The sequence below is a fragment of the Cryobacterium adonitolivorans genome, assembly GCF_004402695.1.
GTDB lineage: Bacteria > Actinomycetota > Actinomycetes > Actinomycetales > Microbacteriaceae > Cryobacterium > Cryobacterium adonitolivorans.
The window spans coordinates 51,104-66,902 of sequence record NZ_SOFL01000009.1; the positions used below are offsets into that span (position 1 = coordinate 51,104).

The 15,799-nt window shown below is 69.8% G+C and carries 12 protein-coding genes; 3 read left to right on the forward strand and 9 right to left on the reverse strand.

Annotation, left to right across the window (positions count from 1 at the left end; genetic code table 11):
- Positions 1-66 precede the first annotated feature (66 nt).
- Positions 67-1,341 (forward strand): alpha-hydroxy acid oxidase, encoded by a 1,275-nt coding sequence (locus tag E3O42_RS04025; protein WP_134452637.1) that lies wholly within the window; start codon positions 67-69, stop codon positions 1,339-1,341.
- A 101-nt stretch (positions 1,342-1,442) separates the two neighbouring features.
- On the opposite strand, the gene rocD is transcribed toward E3O42_RS04025, so the two are convergent.
- Together rocD and ddaH are read right to left on the reverse strand one after the other, a co-directional pair.
- Positions 1,443-2,702: an ornithine--oxo-acid transaminase gene (rocD, locus tag E3O42_RS04030; protein ID WP_166787890.1), complete on the reverse strand. Its 1,260-nt coding sequence runs from the start codon at positions 2,700-2,702 to the stop codon at positions 1,443-1,445.
- Positions 2,699-3,490: a dimethylargininase gene (ddaH, locus tag E3O42_RS04035; protein ID WP_134452655.1), complete on the reverse strand. Its 792-nt coding sequence runs from the start codon at positions 3,488-3,490 to the stop codon at positions 2,699-2,701. The genes rocD and ddaH overlap by 4 nt, the downstream gene beginning before the upstream one ends.
- Before the next feature lie 308 nt (positions 3,491-3,798).
- On the opposite strand from ddaH, the gene E3O42_RS04040 reads away from it, so the two are divergent.
- On the forward strand, positions 3,799-4,236 hold the full coding sequence (locus E3O42_RS04040; protein WP_088454895.1) for an Lrp/AsnC family transcriptional regulator: 438 nt from the start codon (positions 3,799-3,801) through the stop codon (positions 4,234-4,236).
- A 13-nt stretch (positions 4,237-4,249) separates the two neighbouring features.
- Positions 4,250-4,624 carry a GntR family transcriptional regulator gene (locus E3O42_RS04045; protein ID WP_134452639.1) on the forward strand — a complete coding sequence of 125 codons (375 nt, stop codon included), beginning with the start codon at positions 4,250-4,252 and terminating at the stop codon, positions 4,622-4,624.
- Between the two features lie 35 nt (positions 4,625-4,659).
- Here E3O42_RS04045 and E3O42_RS04050 read toward each other — a convergent pair whose 3' ends face one another.
- The 7 genes from E3O42_RS04050 to E3O42_RS04080 form a co-directional block, all read right to left on the reverse strand.
- Positions 4,660-5,100 (reverse strand): YdeI/OmpD-associated family protein, encoded by a 441-nt coding sequence (locus tag E3O42_RS04050; protein ID WP_134452640.1) that lies wholly within the window; start codon positions 5,098-5,100, stop codon positions 4,660-4,662.
- 239 nt (positions 5,101-5,339) lie between these two features.
- A complete protein-coding gene (locus tag E3O42_RS04055; RefSeq protein ID WP_134452641.1) occupies positions 5,340-6,311 on the reverse strand; it encodes an NAD-dependent epimerase/dehydratase family protein in 972 nt (323 codons plus the stop codon).
- A complete protein-coding gene (locus tag E3O42_RS04060; protein ID WP_241984626.1) occupies positions 6,308-9,055 on the reverse strand; it encodes an alpha/beta fold hydrolase in 2,748 nt (915 codons plus the stop codon). Before E3O42_RS04060 ends, E3O42_RS04055 begins: the two co-directional genes overlap by 4 nt.
- Positions 9,049-10,050, reverse strand: a complete 1,002-nt coding sequence (locus tag E3O42_RS04065) for a 3-oxoacyl-ACP synthase III (protein WP_134452642.1) — start codon at positions 10,048-10,050, stop codon at positions 9,049-9,051. The genes E3O42_RS04060 and E3O42_RS04065 overlap by 7 nt, the downstream gene beginning before the upstream one ends.
- 217 nt (positions 10,051-10,267) lie before the next feature.
- Positions 10,268-10,894 carry a hypothetical protein gene (locus tag E3O42_RS04070; RefSeq protein ID WP_134452643.1) on the reverse strand — a complete coding sequence of 209 codons (627 nt, stop codon included), beginning with the start codon at positions 10,892-10,894 and terminating at the stop codon, positions 10,268-10,270.
- A gap of 36 nt (positions 10,895-10,930) precedes the next feature.
- Positions 10,931-14,557 (reverse strand): proline dehydrogenase family protein, encoded by a 3,627-nt coding sequence (locus E3O42_RS04075; RefSeq protein WP_134452644.1) that lies wholly within the window; start codon positions 14,555-14,557, stop codon positions 10,931-10,933.
- Positions 14,554-15,573 carry an adenosine deaminase gene (locus E3O42_RS04080; RefSeq protein ID WP_134452645.1) on the reverse strand — a complete coding sequence of 340 codons (1,020 nt, stop codon included), beginning with the start codon at positions 15,571-15,573 and terminating at the stop codon, positions 14,554-14,556. Before E3O42_RS04080 ends, E3O42_RS04075 begins: the two co-directional genes overlap by 4 nt.
- Positions 15,574-15,799 lie beyond the last annotated feature (226 nt).

Consider the following 15,799-nt stretch of genomic DNA (forward strand, 5'->3'; position numbering starts at 1 on the left):
CGATCCACCCCTCACCCCAGACCAGCTCCGACCCGCCGCCCGACCCCGACGAGAACAGGACCTACCATGGTTGACCGACGCCTGCCTAAGATCAAAGACCTCGCCCCGCTGATGCAGTTCAAGGCGCCTGAGCTGAACGCCAGGAAGCGCCGCCTGGATGCCGCCCTCACCATTCACGACCTGCGTGCCATCGCCAAGAAGCGCACCCCCAAGGCCGCCTTCGACTACACCGAGGGCGCCGCGGAGGCCGAGATCTCGCTGACCCGGGCCCGGCAGGCTTTCGAGGACATCGAGTTCCAGCCGGCGATCCTGCGCGACGTGTCCACGGTCTCTACCGGCTGGGAGGTGCTCGGCGGGCCGGTCGCCCAGCCGTTCGGCATCGCCCCGACCGGCTTCACCCGGATGATGCAGACCGAGGGCGAGATCGCCGGCGCGCACGCGGCCGCGAAGGCGGGCATCCCGTTCTCGCTGTCGACGATGGGCACCACGGCCATCGAAGACGTCAAGAAGGCCAACCCGAACGGCCGCAACTGGTTCCAGCTCTACATGTGGAAGGACCGCGACCGGTCGATGGCCCTGGTCGAGCGGGCCGCCGCGGCGGGTTTCGACACCCTGCTTGTGACCGTAGACGTGCCCGTGGCCGGCGCCCGCCTGCGCGACAAGCGCAACGGTTTCTCCATCCCACCCCAGCTCACCGTGGGCACAGTGCTGAATGCGCTGCCGCGTCCGGAATGGTGGATCAACTTCCTCACCACCGAACCTCTCGCCTTCGCCAGCCTGGACCGCTGGAGCGGCACCGTCGGCGAACTGCTCGACACCATGTTCGACCCCACCGTGACCTTCGAGGACCTGGCCTGGATCAAGGTGCAGTGGCCGGGAAAGCTCGTGGTGAAGGGCGTGCAGAACCTCGCCGACGCGAAGAAGCTCGCCGACCTTGGCGTGGACGGCATCATCCTGTCCAACCACGGCGGCCGGCAGCTCGATCGGGCGCCGATCCCGTTCCACCTGCTGCCGAGCGTGGCCCGCGAGGTGGGCAACGACCTCGAGGTGCACCTGGACACCGGCATCATGAGCGGCGCCGACATCGTGGCCTCCGTGGCGCTCGGCGCCCGGTTCACCCTGATCGGCCGCGCCTACCTGTACGGCCTGATGGCCGGCGGTGAGGCCGGCGTTGACCGGGCCATCCAGATTCTCTCGGACCAGGTGGCCCGCACCATGCGGCTGCTTGGCGTGAACTCGCTCGAGGAGCTCGAGCCCGGCCACGTGACCCAGCTCACCAGGCTGGGCCGCATCGACCCGCTCGCCGCACAGGCCGTGGAGGCGCTGCCCGGCCACCTCTAGCCGCGCAAGCCTGCGGGAGTGCCCCCAGCCGGACGAGTTGCCCCGGCGCACGGGGGCAACTCGTCCACAGCAGGGCAACTCGCGGGCAGGGCAGCGGGATGCTAGACGGCGCCGAACTCGTCGAGCACCGCGGCGAGCTGGTCGACCGCCCAGTCGAGGTCCTCGGCCGACACCACCAGCGGCGGGGCGAGCCGGATGGTGGAGCCGTGCGTGTCCTTGGCCAGCACGCCGCGCTCCATCAGGGCCTCGCAGACCGCACGGCCGGAGGCCAGCGCCGGGTCGATGTCGACGCCGGCCCAGAGGCCCGCACCGCGCACCTCGAGCACACCGTGGCCGACCAGGCCGAGCAGCCGCTCGTGCAGGTGGGCGCCGAGGTCCCGGGCCCGCTGCTGGTACTCGCCGGTGGCCAGCAGGTTCACCACGGCCAGGCCCACGGCGGCGGCGAGCGGGTTGCCGCCGAAGGTGGAACCGTGCTCGCCAGGGCGCAGCACGCCGAGGATGTCGGTGTTGCCGACGACCGCGGAGACGGGCACGATGCCGCCGCCGAGGGCCTTGCCGAGCAGGTACAGGTCGGGCACCACGCCGGCCTGTTCCACCGCAAAGGTGGCACCGGTGCGGCCTAGGCCGGACTGGATCTCATCGGCGATGAAGAGCACGTTGTGCCGGGAGGTGATCTCCCGCACGGCGGGCAGGTAATCCGCCGGTGGCACGACGATGCCGGCCTCGCCCTGAATGGGTTCGAGCAGTACCGCCACGGTGTTCTCGTCGATGGCCGCCTCCAACGCAGCGGCATCCCCGTAGGGCACCGTACGGAAGCCCGGCGTGAACGGACCGAAGTCGGCGCGGGCCGACTCGTCGTCGGAGAAGCTGATGATCGTGGTGGTGCGGCCGTGGAAGTTGCCCCCGGCGACGATGATGTTCGCCATCCCCGCCGCAACCCCCTTCACCCGGTAGCCCCAGGCGCGGGCGACCTTGACGCCGGATTCCACGGCCTCGGCGCCGGTGTTCATCGGCAGCACCATGTCCTTGCCGGCCAGCTTGGCCAGCGCGGTCACGAACGGGCCGAGCTGATCGTTGTGGAAGGCACGGCTGGTGAGGGTGATCCGGCCCAGCTGGGCGCGCGCGGCATCCAGCAACACCGGGTTGGAGTGGCCGAAGTTGACCGCGGAGTACGCGGCCAGGCAGTCGAGGTAGCGCTTGCCGTTGATGTCGGTGACCCAGGCACCGTCACCGGAGGCGACGACAACGGCCAGCGGGTGGTAGTTGTGCGCGGCGTGCTTGTTCTCGAGCGCGATCGCCGCACTCTGGTCGGTCAGGCCCACCTGCGCGGTGAGGCCGGACTGGTCGGTCAGGGCGCTCATCGGCGCAGCTCCAGAGTGCAGCATTTCACTCCTCCTCCGCCAAGCAACAGCTCGGACAGGTCCACGCCGATCGGGTTGAAGCCGCGTGCACGCAACTGGCGTTCGAAGTCCTTCGCCTTGGCGGCGATCACGACGTTGAAGCCGTCGGAATAGGAATTGAGGCCGAGGATCGCCGCGTCCTCCTCGGTGACGATGATGGCATCAGGGTAGCGTTCGCGCAGGACGGCCAGGCTCGGTTCGTCGAACGCGCTGGGCAGGTAGGCGATTTCGCCGTTCCCCGACGTCGGGGACGCATCCAGCACGGCGATGGCGGTGTCGAGGTGGTAGAAGCTGGGGTTCACCAGCGTGAGGGTGATCACCGGGCGACCGTAGATGGCCGAGGCCTCCTCGTGGCTGTTCGACGCGCTGCGGAAGCCGGTGCCGGCCAGGATCACGTCGCCAACCAGCAGGAAGTCACCCTCACCCTCGTTGATCTCGACGGGCTCGCGCACATCAAAGTCGTTGGCGCCGAACCAGTCCATGTAGGCGGGGCCCTCTGGCTCGCGCTGCGGGTAGGTGAATTTGGCACCGTAGGCGATGCCGTCGATGACGAAACCGCCGTTGGCGGCGTAGACCATGTCGGGCAGGCCGTCGATGGGGTCGATCAGGTGCACGTCGAATCCGAGACCGATGTAGGTGTCGTACAGCGTTTGCCACTGGGCGACGGCCAGGCTCGTGTCGGTCGGCAGGGCCGGGTCCATCCACGGGTTGATCCGGTAGACGACGGTGAAGAATTCGGGTTTGCACATCAGGATCGTGCGCTTGACCGGCGTGCGAGTCACCGCGGCAGGCGCGACCGACTCGTTCGGGGTAGCGGATGCGACATCTAGTGACACTGGAGCTCCTCTGTTGGCGGTCCGCCGGCCGAAGCGTTGGCGGAACGCGGGTGGATGGCGGACCAGGTCGCTCTCGTGAGCCCTGCACGATCGATGAGGCCGATCACACAGGGACGCCGGTTCTAGTCTCACACAGCATGAATCAACGTTTTGTGCGAATCTGCGCATGTAATACGCGTTTCAAGCGACGAGCACGCAACTTCGCCGCGTACACTGGTCGGATGGACAACCTCGATCGCGGCATCCTCGACCTCCTCCGCCAGAACGCCCGGGCGGGATACGGAGATATCGGTTCCATCGTGGGCCTGTCGGCGTCCGCGGTGAAGCGCCGCGTGGACCGGCTGGTCGCCGACAAGGTCATCCGCGGCTTCACCATCCAGGTCGACCCGTCGATCGACGGCATGAGCACAGAGGCCTACGTCGAGCTGTTCTGCCGGGGCACCGTCGCCCCCGACGAGTTGTTGCGCATCCTCTCCGGCGTGCCGGAGGTTGTGGACGCCGGCACTGTGACCGGCAGCGCCGACGCCATCGTGCACATTCGGGCCCGCGACATCCCCGGCCTCGAGGCGGCACTGGAGAAGGTACGGCTGGCCCCGAACGTCGACCACACCCGCAGCGCGATCGTGCTCACCCGTCTGATCCACCGCAGCGCGGAGTAGCGGAAGGCACCCGATGCTCCGACCCTTGGACGTGCAGGTCGACCCGCTCTCGAGTACTCCCCCGTACGACCAGATCCGGATGCAGGTGATCGAGGCCGTGCGAACGGGCGCCCTCACGCCGGGCTACAAGCTGCCGACGGTGCGCAGGCTCGCCGAGGACCTAGGCCTGGCGCCGAACACCGTGGCGCGCAGCTATCGCGCCCTCGAACAGGATGAGGTGATCGAGACGCGCGGGCGGCTCGGCTCATTCGTCGCCGCGACCGGGGATGCGACGCACCGGCAGGCGCAGCTGGCCGCGGTGGCCTACGCCGACCGGGCGAAGTCGCTCGGGGTGAGCCCGGACGAGGCGCTCGCGATAGTGCGCGCGGCGCTCGGCCTGCCGGGCTGAGCCGGAGACGCCGGGACGGATCGGCGCGAGCAGGGTCAGGCGCCGCGCAGCTCCGCGAGCACCGCGTCGAGGCGGCGCTGCCGGGTGGCGTCGGTCTTCGCACCCTCGACGGCGAGCACGTGCCGGAGCTGGTTGCTGTACGAGAGGGCGTCGAACACCGCCCGGGCTGACGGGTCTGCGCTCAGGGCCACGGTGAGGGCCCCCGGCTCGTCGACGGTGCGCGGTTGGTCGTCGAGCTCGATTGTCACGTCAACCTCGTCGCCGCCCGCCACGCCGGCCTTGGCCCGGTGCTCAGCACTGAGCGCGATCATGTACTTGCCCCGATAGGGCGCGACCGAGCTGCGGTAGCTGTGCCCGTTGAGGGTGACGGTGATCGCGTGCCTCTTGCCCGGGCCCAGGCCGGCGACCACCTCGTCGGGCACGGGGATCCCGGTGGCGGTGGCGCCGGATTGCTCGATGACGGTGCGAAAGTCCATGAGGCGAGTATGCCGTCGGCGCCGGTGGGCGGCAAGCGGGCGCCGCACGCAGACAGGTGCGCCCGGACAGCGGCACCCGCACAAGGCCACCCTGAGTTGCTTCTCAATGCCACTTCAGAGCGTCCGAAAGGCCCTTCTGCGGCAAGTCGCGAAAATGTCGCTCGCGAGTTGCTTCGCAATGCCCATTCCGGGCGTCCGAAAAGGCCTTCTTCGGCAAGTCGCGGACGGCCCAGCGGGCGTTAGGCGTTGCGGTAATGCTCCGCGAGGCGGGACAGGCCCTCGTCCAGGGAGACCGCGGGGGTCCAGTGCAGGTCGGCGCGGGTGCGGCGCTGGTCGAACCAGTGCGCGGTGGAGAGCTGTTCGGCGAGGAACCGGGTCATCGGCGGTTCGTCGTCGCCGGGGAACGCCCGCCAAGCCGCCTCGATGACGAAGCCGGCCGCGCGGGCCACACCCGACGGCACGCTCCAGGCCGGCGACGCAACGCCCGCTGCGGCGCAGATGCCCGCCAGCAGTTCGGCCACCGGCCGGGGCTCACCGTTGGTGATGACGTAGGCATTGCCGTGGACGGCATCCACCCGTTCGAGAGCGGCCGCGATGGCGTCGGCGGCGTTGGCGATATACGTGCTGTCGATGAGGGCGGCGCCGTGCCCGAGCAACGGCAGCCGGCCGGCCCTGGCGCGTTCCACGATGCGCGCGATCAGCTGGGTGTCGCCGGGGCCCCAGACCAGGTGCGGCCGCACGGCGACGACTCGCATTTCGACTGAGTCCGCGGCGAGCGCCAGCAGCTCGGCGGCGGCCTTGGTGCGGGCGTAGTCGCCGCGGGCGTTGGCCGGGTCGGCCGGCAGCGCGTCGCTGCCGGTGATGGACGCCCCGGAGTGTGCGACCGACGGCGACGACACGAAGACCAGGCGCTGTACATTCGCCGCGCGGGCAGCATCGATCAGGGTGCGGGTTCCGCCGACGTTCACGGTTTCGAAGTCGGCGGGCGGCCCGGCGAGGGAGACCTTGGCGGCCAGGTGCACGATGGCGTCGACCCCGGCGACGGCCGCGGCCACGTCGGCCGGCTCGGTGATCGAGCCCAGGGCATCCGTGGCGCCGGCGACACCGCTGGGCCGGCGCTGGAAGCAGCGGACCTCGTGGCCGGCGGCGACGATCGCCTCCGCGACGGCGCGGCCGAGGAACCCGCTGGCGCCGGTGACGAGCACCCTCATGGCTGGGTGAGCCTGGCGCCGGTGAGGATGCCGTGCGCCCAGCCGGCCAGGCGGGTGCGGTCGATCTTCGAGTTGTGGCGGATATCGGTGGGCAGGTGCGGAACGACGAGCACGGCCGCGACCGGCTGGCCGGCGACCAAGCGCACGTCTTCGGCGAGCGCAGGCTCGGCCAGGCCGACGCGGGCGGCGGGCGGAACCGTCTCGACGACAATGACGACCTGTTGGCTGCCGGCGGGCCCGACGCCAACGGCGGCGGCGCGGTCGACCCCGGTCAGGGCCGAGACAGCCAGCTCCGGGCCGACGGGCGTGACGACGCCGTGCGCCGTGGTGATCACGTGTGGCAGGCGACCCTCTACCCAGAGCCGTCCGGCGGCATCGAGGTGACCGACGTCGCCGGTGCGGTGCCAACGCTCACCCGGGGTGACCGCACGGGTGGCGGCCTGGTCGGTGAGCCAGAGCCTGTCGTAGTGGTCCTTCACGTGCGGAGCCGAGACCACGATCTCGCCGGTGACCTGCGGAGCCTCGGAGAGCGCGCCGACGGCGGCGCCGGTCTCGTCGAGGGCGCTGATGCGCACGCGTGTGGTCGCTGTCGGGCGGCCGACGCATACGCCGCCGGGGCCGCTCGCCACGTCGTCGCGGGCGGCCTCGCGGATGCCGTCGAGGGTGATGTCGGTCATCAGCAGGCCCTCGGTCATGCCGTACGGCGTGTGGGCGCTGGCGCCCGGCATCAGGGCGGCGGCAGAGGCGAGCAGCGGCTCGGAAACCGGGGCGCCGGCCGAGAGGAAACTCGTGACCCGGGCCAGGGCGGCACGATCGGCCGGGGTCAGCTCACCCTGGGTGGCCACGACGTTGGCGAGCGCTGCCGGGGACAGGAACACGACGGTGGCGTCGATCGCGGCCACGGCGGCGGCGACCGCGGTGGCGGTGAGCGTCTTGGGGGCGGTGACGTCCATGTCCGGGGTCACCGAGCGGGCACCCAGGGCGGGGCCGAGCAGCGCGAACGGTGCGAAGCCGGCGACCAGGCCGGTGCCGCGGCCGACGCCGTATTGGGCGTGCAGTGCACGGCTGACCGCGGACAGCTGGCCGTGGGTGTAGACCACGCCCTTGGCGGGTCCGGTCGAGCCCGAGGTGAACAGCACCGCGGCGACGTCGCCCGGTTGGGGCGGCTCGGGCAGCTCTTCGTCCCGGCCCAGCGAGATCAGGTCGGCGAGCGCGTAGGAGACGCCGAGGGCGCGGCGGCTGGCGGTGGGAAGCCGGTTGACGGAGATCTTTTGGCCGGGCCAGCCGAGCGCCCGGGCGGCCATCAGGCCGGGCAGCGCGCCGATGACGTGGTCGGGGCGGGCGCCGCGAACCGCGCGGGTGAGGCCGGCGAGGCCGAGACCGGCGTCGGCCACCACCACGATCGCGCCGAGGCGGATGCAGGCGTAGAGCACCGCGGTGAGGTCGGCGCAGGGGGGCACGAGCAGGGAGACGCGGTCGCCGCGGCGCACGCCGATCTGGTGCAGACCGGCCGCGATCTCGCGGACCCGGCGGGAGAGCAGTCGCCAGCTGACGACGCGGGGGCCCGCACCCGTGCCGGGAGCCATGTCGATCAGGGCGGTCTCGTCACTGTCCAGCAGCTCGTCGAGGTAGTGCCAGAGGGGCCGGGCGGCTTCGACGGGCTCAGCACCGGTCTCGACAGGCTCGACCAGCGGAGTCGGCTCGACCAGCGGAGTCGGCTCGACCAGCGGGGTCGGCTCGACCGGCGGAGTGGCCTGGACGAGCCAGCCGAGCGCGGCGCCGGCATAGTCCACGTCTTCGGCGATGAGGTGTCCGGCGCCCTCGAAGCGGTGCACGGCGGCGTGCGGCAGCCGGTCGCTGAGGTCGTCGAGGTACCGGTCGCTGAAGATCGGGTCGCGCGGGCCCCAGAGCAGCAGGGCGGGGACGGTGAGCGAACGCAGCGACTCTGCGATGCGGTCGAGCTCCGCGTGGCTGTCGTGGCGGGCATCCACCGGGATATCGGCGACGAACCCGCCGATGCCGCCACGGCGGGCGGCGGTGCGGTACGGCGCCCGGTATGCGTTCCTGACCGTGGCCGGCAGGGCTGGGTGCCCCAGTGCCAGGGTGGTGTCCAGGAACGCCGTCGTGGTCACCGTGCCGACGCCGAGCACACCGCGGGCGAGGGCGAGGCGGAGTGGGGCCGGGATCGGTTCGATGTCGCTCTGGTGGATGGCGGTGTTCAGCAACATGACCCCGGCAAGGTGCTCGGGGTGGTCGACAGCCCAGCCCAGGGAGACCACGCCGCCCCAGTCATGGCCGAAGGTGACCACCGGGCCGGTGAGGCCGAGCGCACGGGTCAGGTCGTCGAGGTCGCGCACCCGGCGCGCGAGCGGACGGGCGACACCGGTGCGCTCCGAGAAGCCCATGTCGAGCTGGTCGACCGCGATTACGCGCCAGGCCGGCCGGCCGTCAGCTGCGGCCGCGGTGGACTGGGCCACGAGGTCACGCCAGAGGTAGGACCAGGTGGGGTTGCCGTGCACGCACAGGATCGTGCCCACCGGCTCGGCCCCGAGCGCGGCGAGCTGTTCGCCGTTGTCGAGCAGGTGCCAGGCGTGGGTGGCCCCGGCCGGCGTGCCGTCATCCAGGCCGCTCTCGACCACATCGACGATCCGGGACCAGTCCGGATCCAGCCCGGGAAGCCCGCTCGGCGGAACGCTCGCCGGAGCGAGGGCCGTCCCGGTGCGCGGCAGCCGGTACCTCACCACTGGATCTCCATCATGGCCGTGTTGAGGCCGGAGCCGACGCCCATCAGCAGTACCCGGTTGCCGGGCTGGAGCCGGCCGGCCTCTTCGGAGAGCGTGATCGGAATGGAGGCGGGCCCCACGTTGCCGTAGGTGGGGTAGGTCAGCGGCACCCGGCTGCGGTCCAGGCCCGTGGCCTTCACGATGGCATTGGTGTGCACGTCCGACACCTGGTGCAGGATGTAGCGGTCCATGTTCGACCAGCTCCAGTCCCGCTTGGCTTCGGTCCAGGCCGACACGACGAGTTCCATGCCGCCCTTGAGCAGGGCTTTGGCGTCGGTGAACATGCCGTCGACGCTGCCGACGCACAGGTCGTTGAATTGGGTGGCCGCCCGGGTCACACCGCCGAGGATGCGATGTCCCTCCGGATGAGCGTCGGCCCGGCCGAGCACGGCCGCCGCGGCGCCGGAGCCCAACGTGAGGCTGGCGAATTCGCTCATGAAATCCTTACGACCGATGTCCGGCCGGCCGAGGCGTTCGATGGTGTTGGTCTGGATCTCGTCGGCGTCCTCGCCGTCGATGATCACCGCGTACTTGATCTGGCCGGAGTCGATGAGCTGGGCGGCCAGTGTCATGCCGTTTACGAAGCCCAGGCAGGCGTTGGCGATGTCGAAGTTCGTCGCCGACGACGGCAGGCCCAGTCCATGGTGGATGCGCACCGCGACCGAGGGCTCCAGGTGCTTGCGGGTGACCGAGGTGTTGATCATCAGCCCCACCTCGCTGGGATCGACCCCGGCCTCGGCGAGGGCACGTTTGCCCGCGGACACGGCGGCGTCGTCGAAGGCCTGCCCCACGTCCCAGTTGCGTCGTTCGTGCACTCCGGCGACGCGCTGAAGCAGCCCCTTGGGCAGGCGCAGTCGCTTGAGCGCCGGCTGCAGGCGACGGTCGATCTCTTCAGATGTGGTGATGCGCGGGGCGATGGTCGTGGCGACCGACAACAACGCGACATTGCGGTGCATCGTTGTTGCGTTTCCGTCCAACGGGGTCCCCTGTCGAGTTATGTGTGGCGACAAATGATGTCCTATCGATTTTCTCCCAGAAGTCTGGGCGTCAACCGTGCGTCTGCTGATGCCCGCCGCGGCTCCGAATTCGGTGGATGCGGCGACGGTTACCTTCCATTATCAGCCTTTCTGACGGTGGTGCCGCAACCGGCCGATCGCCCGGGTTCGGGGAGGGTCAGGATAGGCGTGGCGTACCGGGTCTGGTCAGGACGGCGGCCACCAGGAAACAGACAGCACCCGTGATGGTGCCGACAGTAGCCCAGCTGGCTAAAAACTGTTGGCCGAACTCCGCTATCGGGTACGCGCTGACCGCAGCGACTCCGAAGGCCACAGACCCCAGGAGGTTCAGGCAGGCGCCCGGCCAGGTCCGGGCCTTCGGGTCCCACAGGGCGTCCCGCCCGGTGGTCGCGACGACGGCGAGGAGGCTGGAGAGCAGAAAACACACCGACCCGTAGGCATCCGGACGCCAGGCGGTGCGCTCGGTGTCGACGAGACTGGCCGTGAGGGCCGTCGCGGTGCTCAGGTTGAAGAACAGGGTGCCGGCGAACTGGATGGCCGCGGCCCACCAGTCGAACCTGTCTGGCCGGTTCGTGGTGCTGCGCGGCGGCCGCCGGCCGCTGAGATTGAGTTGGATGAAGGCGGCAAGGGTGAAGAACAGCGAGCCGATGAAGAAGGTGAGGTTGTCGGTCACCGCACCGACGGCGCCCAGGAAACCGGAAACGGCACCCAGGATGAAGAGGGTCGACCCGACTATGAATCCCCAGGCCTCGCGGCGCAGCCGAAGGAACTTCGGTGCGGTCACTGGATCACCTCGCCTTCGGCCGCAGCCATTATGGCGCTAGATGACCTCGTCCGTGAGGGTGCTCGGGTTGCCGAACCTGTGCGCGGTGATCGAGATCGCCTGTTCCCGCAGGAACGGCAGCAACTCGACCCGGCCGGCCTGGGTGACCGGATGCGCGTAGACGGCGATGTCCGGGCTGCCGCCGAGGGCGTGGGCGAAGGCCGTGGCGGCTGCAGCGGCCCCTGTTTGCGGGTCGCCGCCGATAAGCCGAACCCGGCTCGAGGCTATGCCGCCGGCTGCCGCCCTGGCCAGCCATTCCTCGTCGCTCTCGATGATCACGGGGATGTCGCGGGGAGCGAGGACCGTTCGCACCTTCGGGGGCACCGGCAGGGCGCTGGACACGACGAACCTGGACTTGGACAGCAGGCCGGCCGCGATCACACGCAGCAGCAGGGCCAGGCTGCCGTCTTCGCCCAGTCGCACGGTGACGGGTAGCGGACGGTAGCGGAACAGGTTTCGTTCGAGGCCGAGCGCGGACACGTCCGCGACCACGTTGAATTCATCGCGCCAGGCGAGGGCGTCGCTGAGTGCCGAGCGGCGCAGCACATCGAACTCCTCGTAGGGCAGCGACGGCTGGGAGGCCTCGATGAGGTCGGTGATGCGCTGTTCGAGGCCACGCAGGTGCAGGGTGGAGCTGTTGGTCCCCGGATCGGTGACCCAGCCGCCCAGCCCGAAGAGGTAGTTGGGGCCGCCGGCCTTGGAGCCGGGTCCGACCGCCGAGCGCTTCCAGCCGCCGAACGGCTGTCGTCGCACGATCGCCCCGGTGATGCCGCGGTTCACGTAGAGGTTGCCGGCCTGGACCGTGTCGACCCATTGCGCGATCTCGTCGGCGTCGAGCGAGTGCAGCCCGGCCGTGAGCCCGTAGTCGACGGCGTTCTGGTAGCGGATGGCTTCCTCGAGGCTGCGGGCGTGCATGACTCCGAGCACCGGGCCGAAGAACTCGGTGAGGTGGAAGTACGAGCCGGGGGCGACGCCGCTGCGGATGCCGGGCGACCACAGTTGCCCGACCCCGGTTTCGAGGTCGTCGTCGAGCAGCTTGGGCTCGACCAGCCAGCTTTCGCCGGCGCCGAGCTCGGTGAGCGCGTGCAGCAGCTTGCCGTCGGCGGGCTCGATGATCGGGCCCATCTGGCTGTCCGGGTCGGCGGGGCGTCCCACGCGGAGCGACGTGGCGGCATCCACCAGCTGGCCCAGGAACCGAGTGGACCGGGCGACGGACCCGACCAGGATCACCAGGCTGGCGGCGGAGCATTTCTGGCCGGCGTGGCCGAAGGCGCTCTTGATCACGTCGGCGGCGGCCAGGTCGAGGTCGGCGGACGGGGTGACGATGATCGCGTTCTTGCCGCTGGTCTCCGCCAGGAGCGGGAGGTCCTCCCGCAGCCCGCGGAACAGTGTGGCGGTCTCGTAGGCGCCGGTCAGGATGACCCTGTCAACGTTGGGATGGGAGAGCAGCCGGCTGCCGAGGGCCCGGTCGGGCAGGTCGACGAGCGCGAGGAGTTCCCGGGGCACGCCGGCCTCCCAGAGCGCTTCGACCATCACGGCACCTGTGCGCTGGGCGAGGGCGGCGGGCTTGATGATCACGCCAGACCCCGCGGCGAGGGCGGCGAGCACGCCGCCGGCCGGGATGGCCACCGGGAAGTTCCACGGCGGCGTGATCACGGTGAGTCGAGACGGTACGAAGACGGCGCCCTGCACGGAGTCGAGCTCGCGGGCGCGGTCGGCGTAATAGTGCGCGAAGTCGATGGCTTCGCTGACCTCTGGGTCGCCCTCGGCGATGGTCTTGCCGGTTTCGGAGGCCATCACTTCGATCAGGCGATCGCGGTTCGCAGCCAGGGCAAGACCGGCGCGGTGCAATACCTGGGCCCGTTCGATGCCGGGCTTCTGCGCCCAGGCGGCACCGGCCGCGGTGACGGTGGCGATTACCTCGTCAAGTCTGTCCGGGTCATCGATGCGGGCCTGCCTGATGCTCTCCCTGCCCAGCATGGAGGTCTCGACCCTGGCCAGGATGCTGCGGCCCCAGGCGCGGTTCGCCGGGAGAGACGGGTCGGTGTCGGGTTCGTTGTGGAAACCGCCCAGGCTCGACCGGCTCCGGGAGACCGAGCCCCGGGTGAGCCCGAGCACCATCGCGGTGAGATTGGGATCGTCGGCGTCGGCCGGCGGTGTCGTCAGCGGGGGCGAGTCGATGTCGGGCAGGGTCTCAAGGGGCACGACGACCGAGCGGTCCTGATCGCGGTTCGGCGGCGGGACGAACACGGTGCCGCCCTGGGCGCCCGGCGCGGCCTCGAGGGCGGCCAGGGAATCGAGGAAGCGCTGCTTTTCCCGTTCGAAGAGGGCGGGGGTGTCGGCCAATTCGAACACGGCCGACATGAAGTTCTCCTCGCTCGCGTTCTCCTCGAGGCGGCGGATGAGGTAGCTGATCGCCACGTCGAATTCGGCCGGGTTCACGACCGGCGTGTAGAGCAGCAGCCGGCCGACGTCCTTCTTCACGGCCTCGGCCTGGCTCGTGGCCATGCCCAGCAGCATCTCGAACTCGATGCGGTCGTCCACACCGCGCTGTTGCGCGAGCAGATGGGCGTAGGCCACGTCGAAGAGGTTGTGCCCGGCCACACCGATACGCACAGCGTCGGTGTTCTGCGGGGTGAGCGCCCAGTTGAGCACTCGCTTGTAGTTGGTGTCGGTGTCCTGCTTGCTGGAGTAGGTGGCGAGCGGCCAGTCGTGCACCGTCGCATCCACGTGCTCCATCGCGAGGTTGGCACCCTTGACCAGCCGCACCTTGATGGGTGCGCCACCGCCGGCGCGACGGGCGTGCGCCCACTGGGTGAGGCCCTGCAGCGCGCCGAGCGCGTCGGGCAGGTAGGCCTGCAGCACGATGCCGGCCTCAAGACCCTGCAGCCGGGGCTGGTCGAGGATGCGTTCGAAGACCGCGATGGTGAGGTCGAGGTCCCGGTACTCCTCCATGTCAAGGTTGATGAACTTCGGTGTCGGTGACGCTGCAGCGAGCTCGTACAGCGGGGTCAGGCGTTCGACGACACGGTCGACGGCTTCCTCGAACGCCCACATCGACAGCTGGCTGGCGATGGAGGAGACCTTGATCGACACGTAGTCGACGTCGTCCCTGGCCAGGAGTTCGCGGGTGCCGGCGAGGCGGCGCAGCGCCTCCTTCTCGCCGAGCACGGCTTCGCCGAGGAGATTGATGTTGAGCCGGTTGCCCGATTCCTTGAGTGCTTCGATGGTGGGACCGAGCTTGTCTGCCGTCGCATCCACCACCAGGTGACCGACCATCTGGCGCAGCACCTTGCGCGCCGCCGGGATCACGACCCAGGGCAGCACCGGGCCCATAACGCCTCCGACGCCGATGGCGCCGCGCAGCACCGGCGGTAGAAAAGCCGGGGCGAGCTTGGCCACCCGCTGCAGGTTGTAACCGGCGACCATCACGTCTTCCGGTCGCATCACGCCATCAACGAAGCCCACGGTGAAGTCGAGTCCGTTCGGGTCTTTCAGCACCCCGGCGAGGCGCTCGGCCGAGACGTCGGCGGGAATCGCCGCGCTGTCGGCCAGCCATTTGGTGACGAGGTTCACGACCTCCGCACCGAGGTCCTGCTGCACGTTCGGGAGGCTATTGGTCATGCTCCTGAGGTTAGTCGCAGCAACCCCTCAAGGTGCTCGTCCACGTCGGCGATGTGTCGGCGTTTCTCAGCTTCCGGCAGGAACGACGCCCGGAAAGAGTTGCGCGCCAACGTCGCCAACTGCTGGTTGTCAAGGCCGAACTCGCGTTGGAGGGCGCTGAGGTTGTCGTCGATGTAACCGCCGAAGTAGGCCGGGTCATCGCTGTTGATGGTGACCAGCAAGCCGGCGGCGAGCATCGCCGGCAGCGCATGCTCGGCAAGTGTCGGCGTCGCCCGCAGGCACACGTTCGAGAGCGGGCACACCGTTAGCGGGACCTGCCGTTCGCGGAGGATCTCGACCAGGCCAGGGTCTTCGATGGCGCGGATGCCGTGGTCGACGCGTTCAACGCCGAGAAGGTCGAGTGCCTCGTGCACGTAGTCCGGGCCGCCCTCTTCGCCGGCGTGGGCCACCCTGTGCAGTCCGAGCGCCTTGGCCCTGGCGAAGACCTCGGTGAACAGCGAGGGCGGAAAACCGACCTCGGCGGAGTCGAGCCCCACGCCGATGAACTGGTCGAGGAACGGGACGGCGGCGTCCAGGGTTTGCAGGGCGGCCGCACCGCCGAGATGGCGGAGGAAGCAGAGGATGAGGTCGGCGGAGATGCCGAGCGTGGCGCGGGCGTCGGCGAGGGCGCGCGTGAGGCCGCCGAAAACAACGTCGAGGGGGATGCCGTTGGCCAGGTGCGTCTGTGGGTCGAAGAAGATCTCCGCCCGGCGCACACCCGCGGCGGATGCCCGGGTGAGGTAGGCCATCCCGAGATCGTAGAAGTCGGCCTCGGTGCGAAGCACCGCCAGGTTGGCGTAGTAGATGTCGAGGAACGACTGCAGGTCGGTGAACCTGTACAGCTCGCGCAGGGCGTCGGGGTCGTAGCTGGGCAGCGCAACGTCGTTGCGTCGGGCCAGGACGACGAGCAGCTCGGTCTCGAGGGTGCCCTCGATGTGCACGTGCAGTTCCGCGACGGGCCAGTTGGCGACGGTCATAGGTGTCTCCCGCGTGTCTAGGGTCAGTCCTTATCGTGCCATGTTCGTGAGCTGTGAGTTAGGCCCCGAAGTCTCGCGCGTTGTGGTGCTTTGCTCACGGTTCGCGGGACCCGGGGTGGGGGTTAACGCACAATGGCCACCCCGGAGGGTGGCCATTGTGTGTGTTTCTAAGTTAAGTCCGGCGGTGTCCTACTCTCCCACAGGGTCCCCCCTGCAGTACCATCGG

Excerpts from the sequence above, each read along its gene's own strand:
- E3O42_RS04025 (WP_134452637.1), top strand. The coding sequence starts at position 67 with ATGGTTGACCGACGCCTGCCTAAGATCAAAGACCTCGCCCCGCTGATG.
- rocD (WP_166787890.1), bottom strand. The coding sequence starts at position 2,702 with ATGAGCGCCCTGACCGACCAGTCCGGCCTCACCGCGCAGGTGGGCCTG.
- ddaH (WP_134452655.1), bottom strand. The coding sequence starts at position 3,490 with ATGTGCAAACCCGAATTCTTCACCGTCGTCTACCGGATCAACCCGTGG.
- E3O42_RS04040 (WP_088454895.1), top strand. The coding sequence starts at position 3,799 with ATGGACAACCTCGATCGCGGCATCCTCGACCTCCTCCGCCAGAACGCC.
- E3O42_RS04045 (WP_134452639.1), top strand. The coding sequence starts at position 4,250 with ATGCTCCGACCCTTGGACGTGCAGGTCGACCCGCTCTCGAGTACTCCC.
- E3O42_RS04050 (WP_134452640.1), bottom strand. The coding sequence starts at position 5,100 with ATGGACTTTCGCACCGTCATCGAGCAATCCGGCGCCACCGCCACCGGG.
- E3O42_RS04055 (WP_134452641.1), bottom strand. The coding sequence starts at position 6,311 with ATGAGGGTGCTCGTCACCGGCGCCAGCGGGTTCCTCGGCCGCGCCGTC.
- E3O42_RS04065 (WP_134452642.1), bottom strand. The coding sequence starts at position 10,050 with ATGCACCGCAATGTCGCGTTGTTGTCGGTCGCCACGACCATCGCCCCG.
- E3O42_RS04075 (WP_134452644.1), bottom strand. The coding sequence starts at position 14,557 with ATGACCAATAGCCTCCCGAACGTGCAGCAGGACCTCGGTGCGGAGGTC.
- E3O42_RS04080 (WP_134452645.1), bottom strand. The coding sequence starts at position 15,573 with ATGACCGTCGCCAACTGGCCCGTCGCGGAACTGCACGTGCACATCGAG.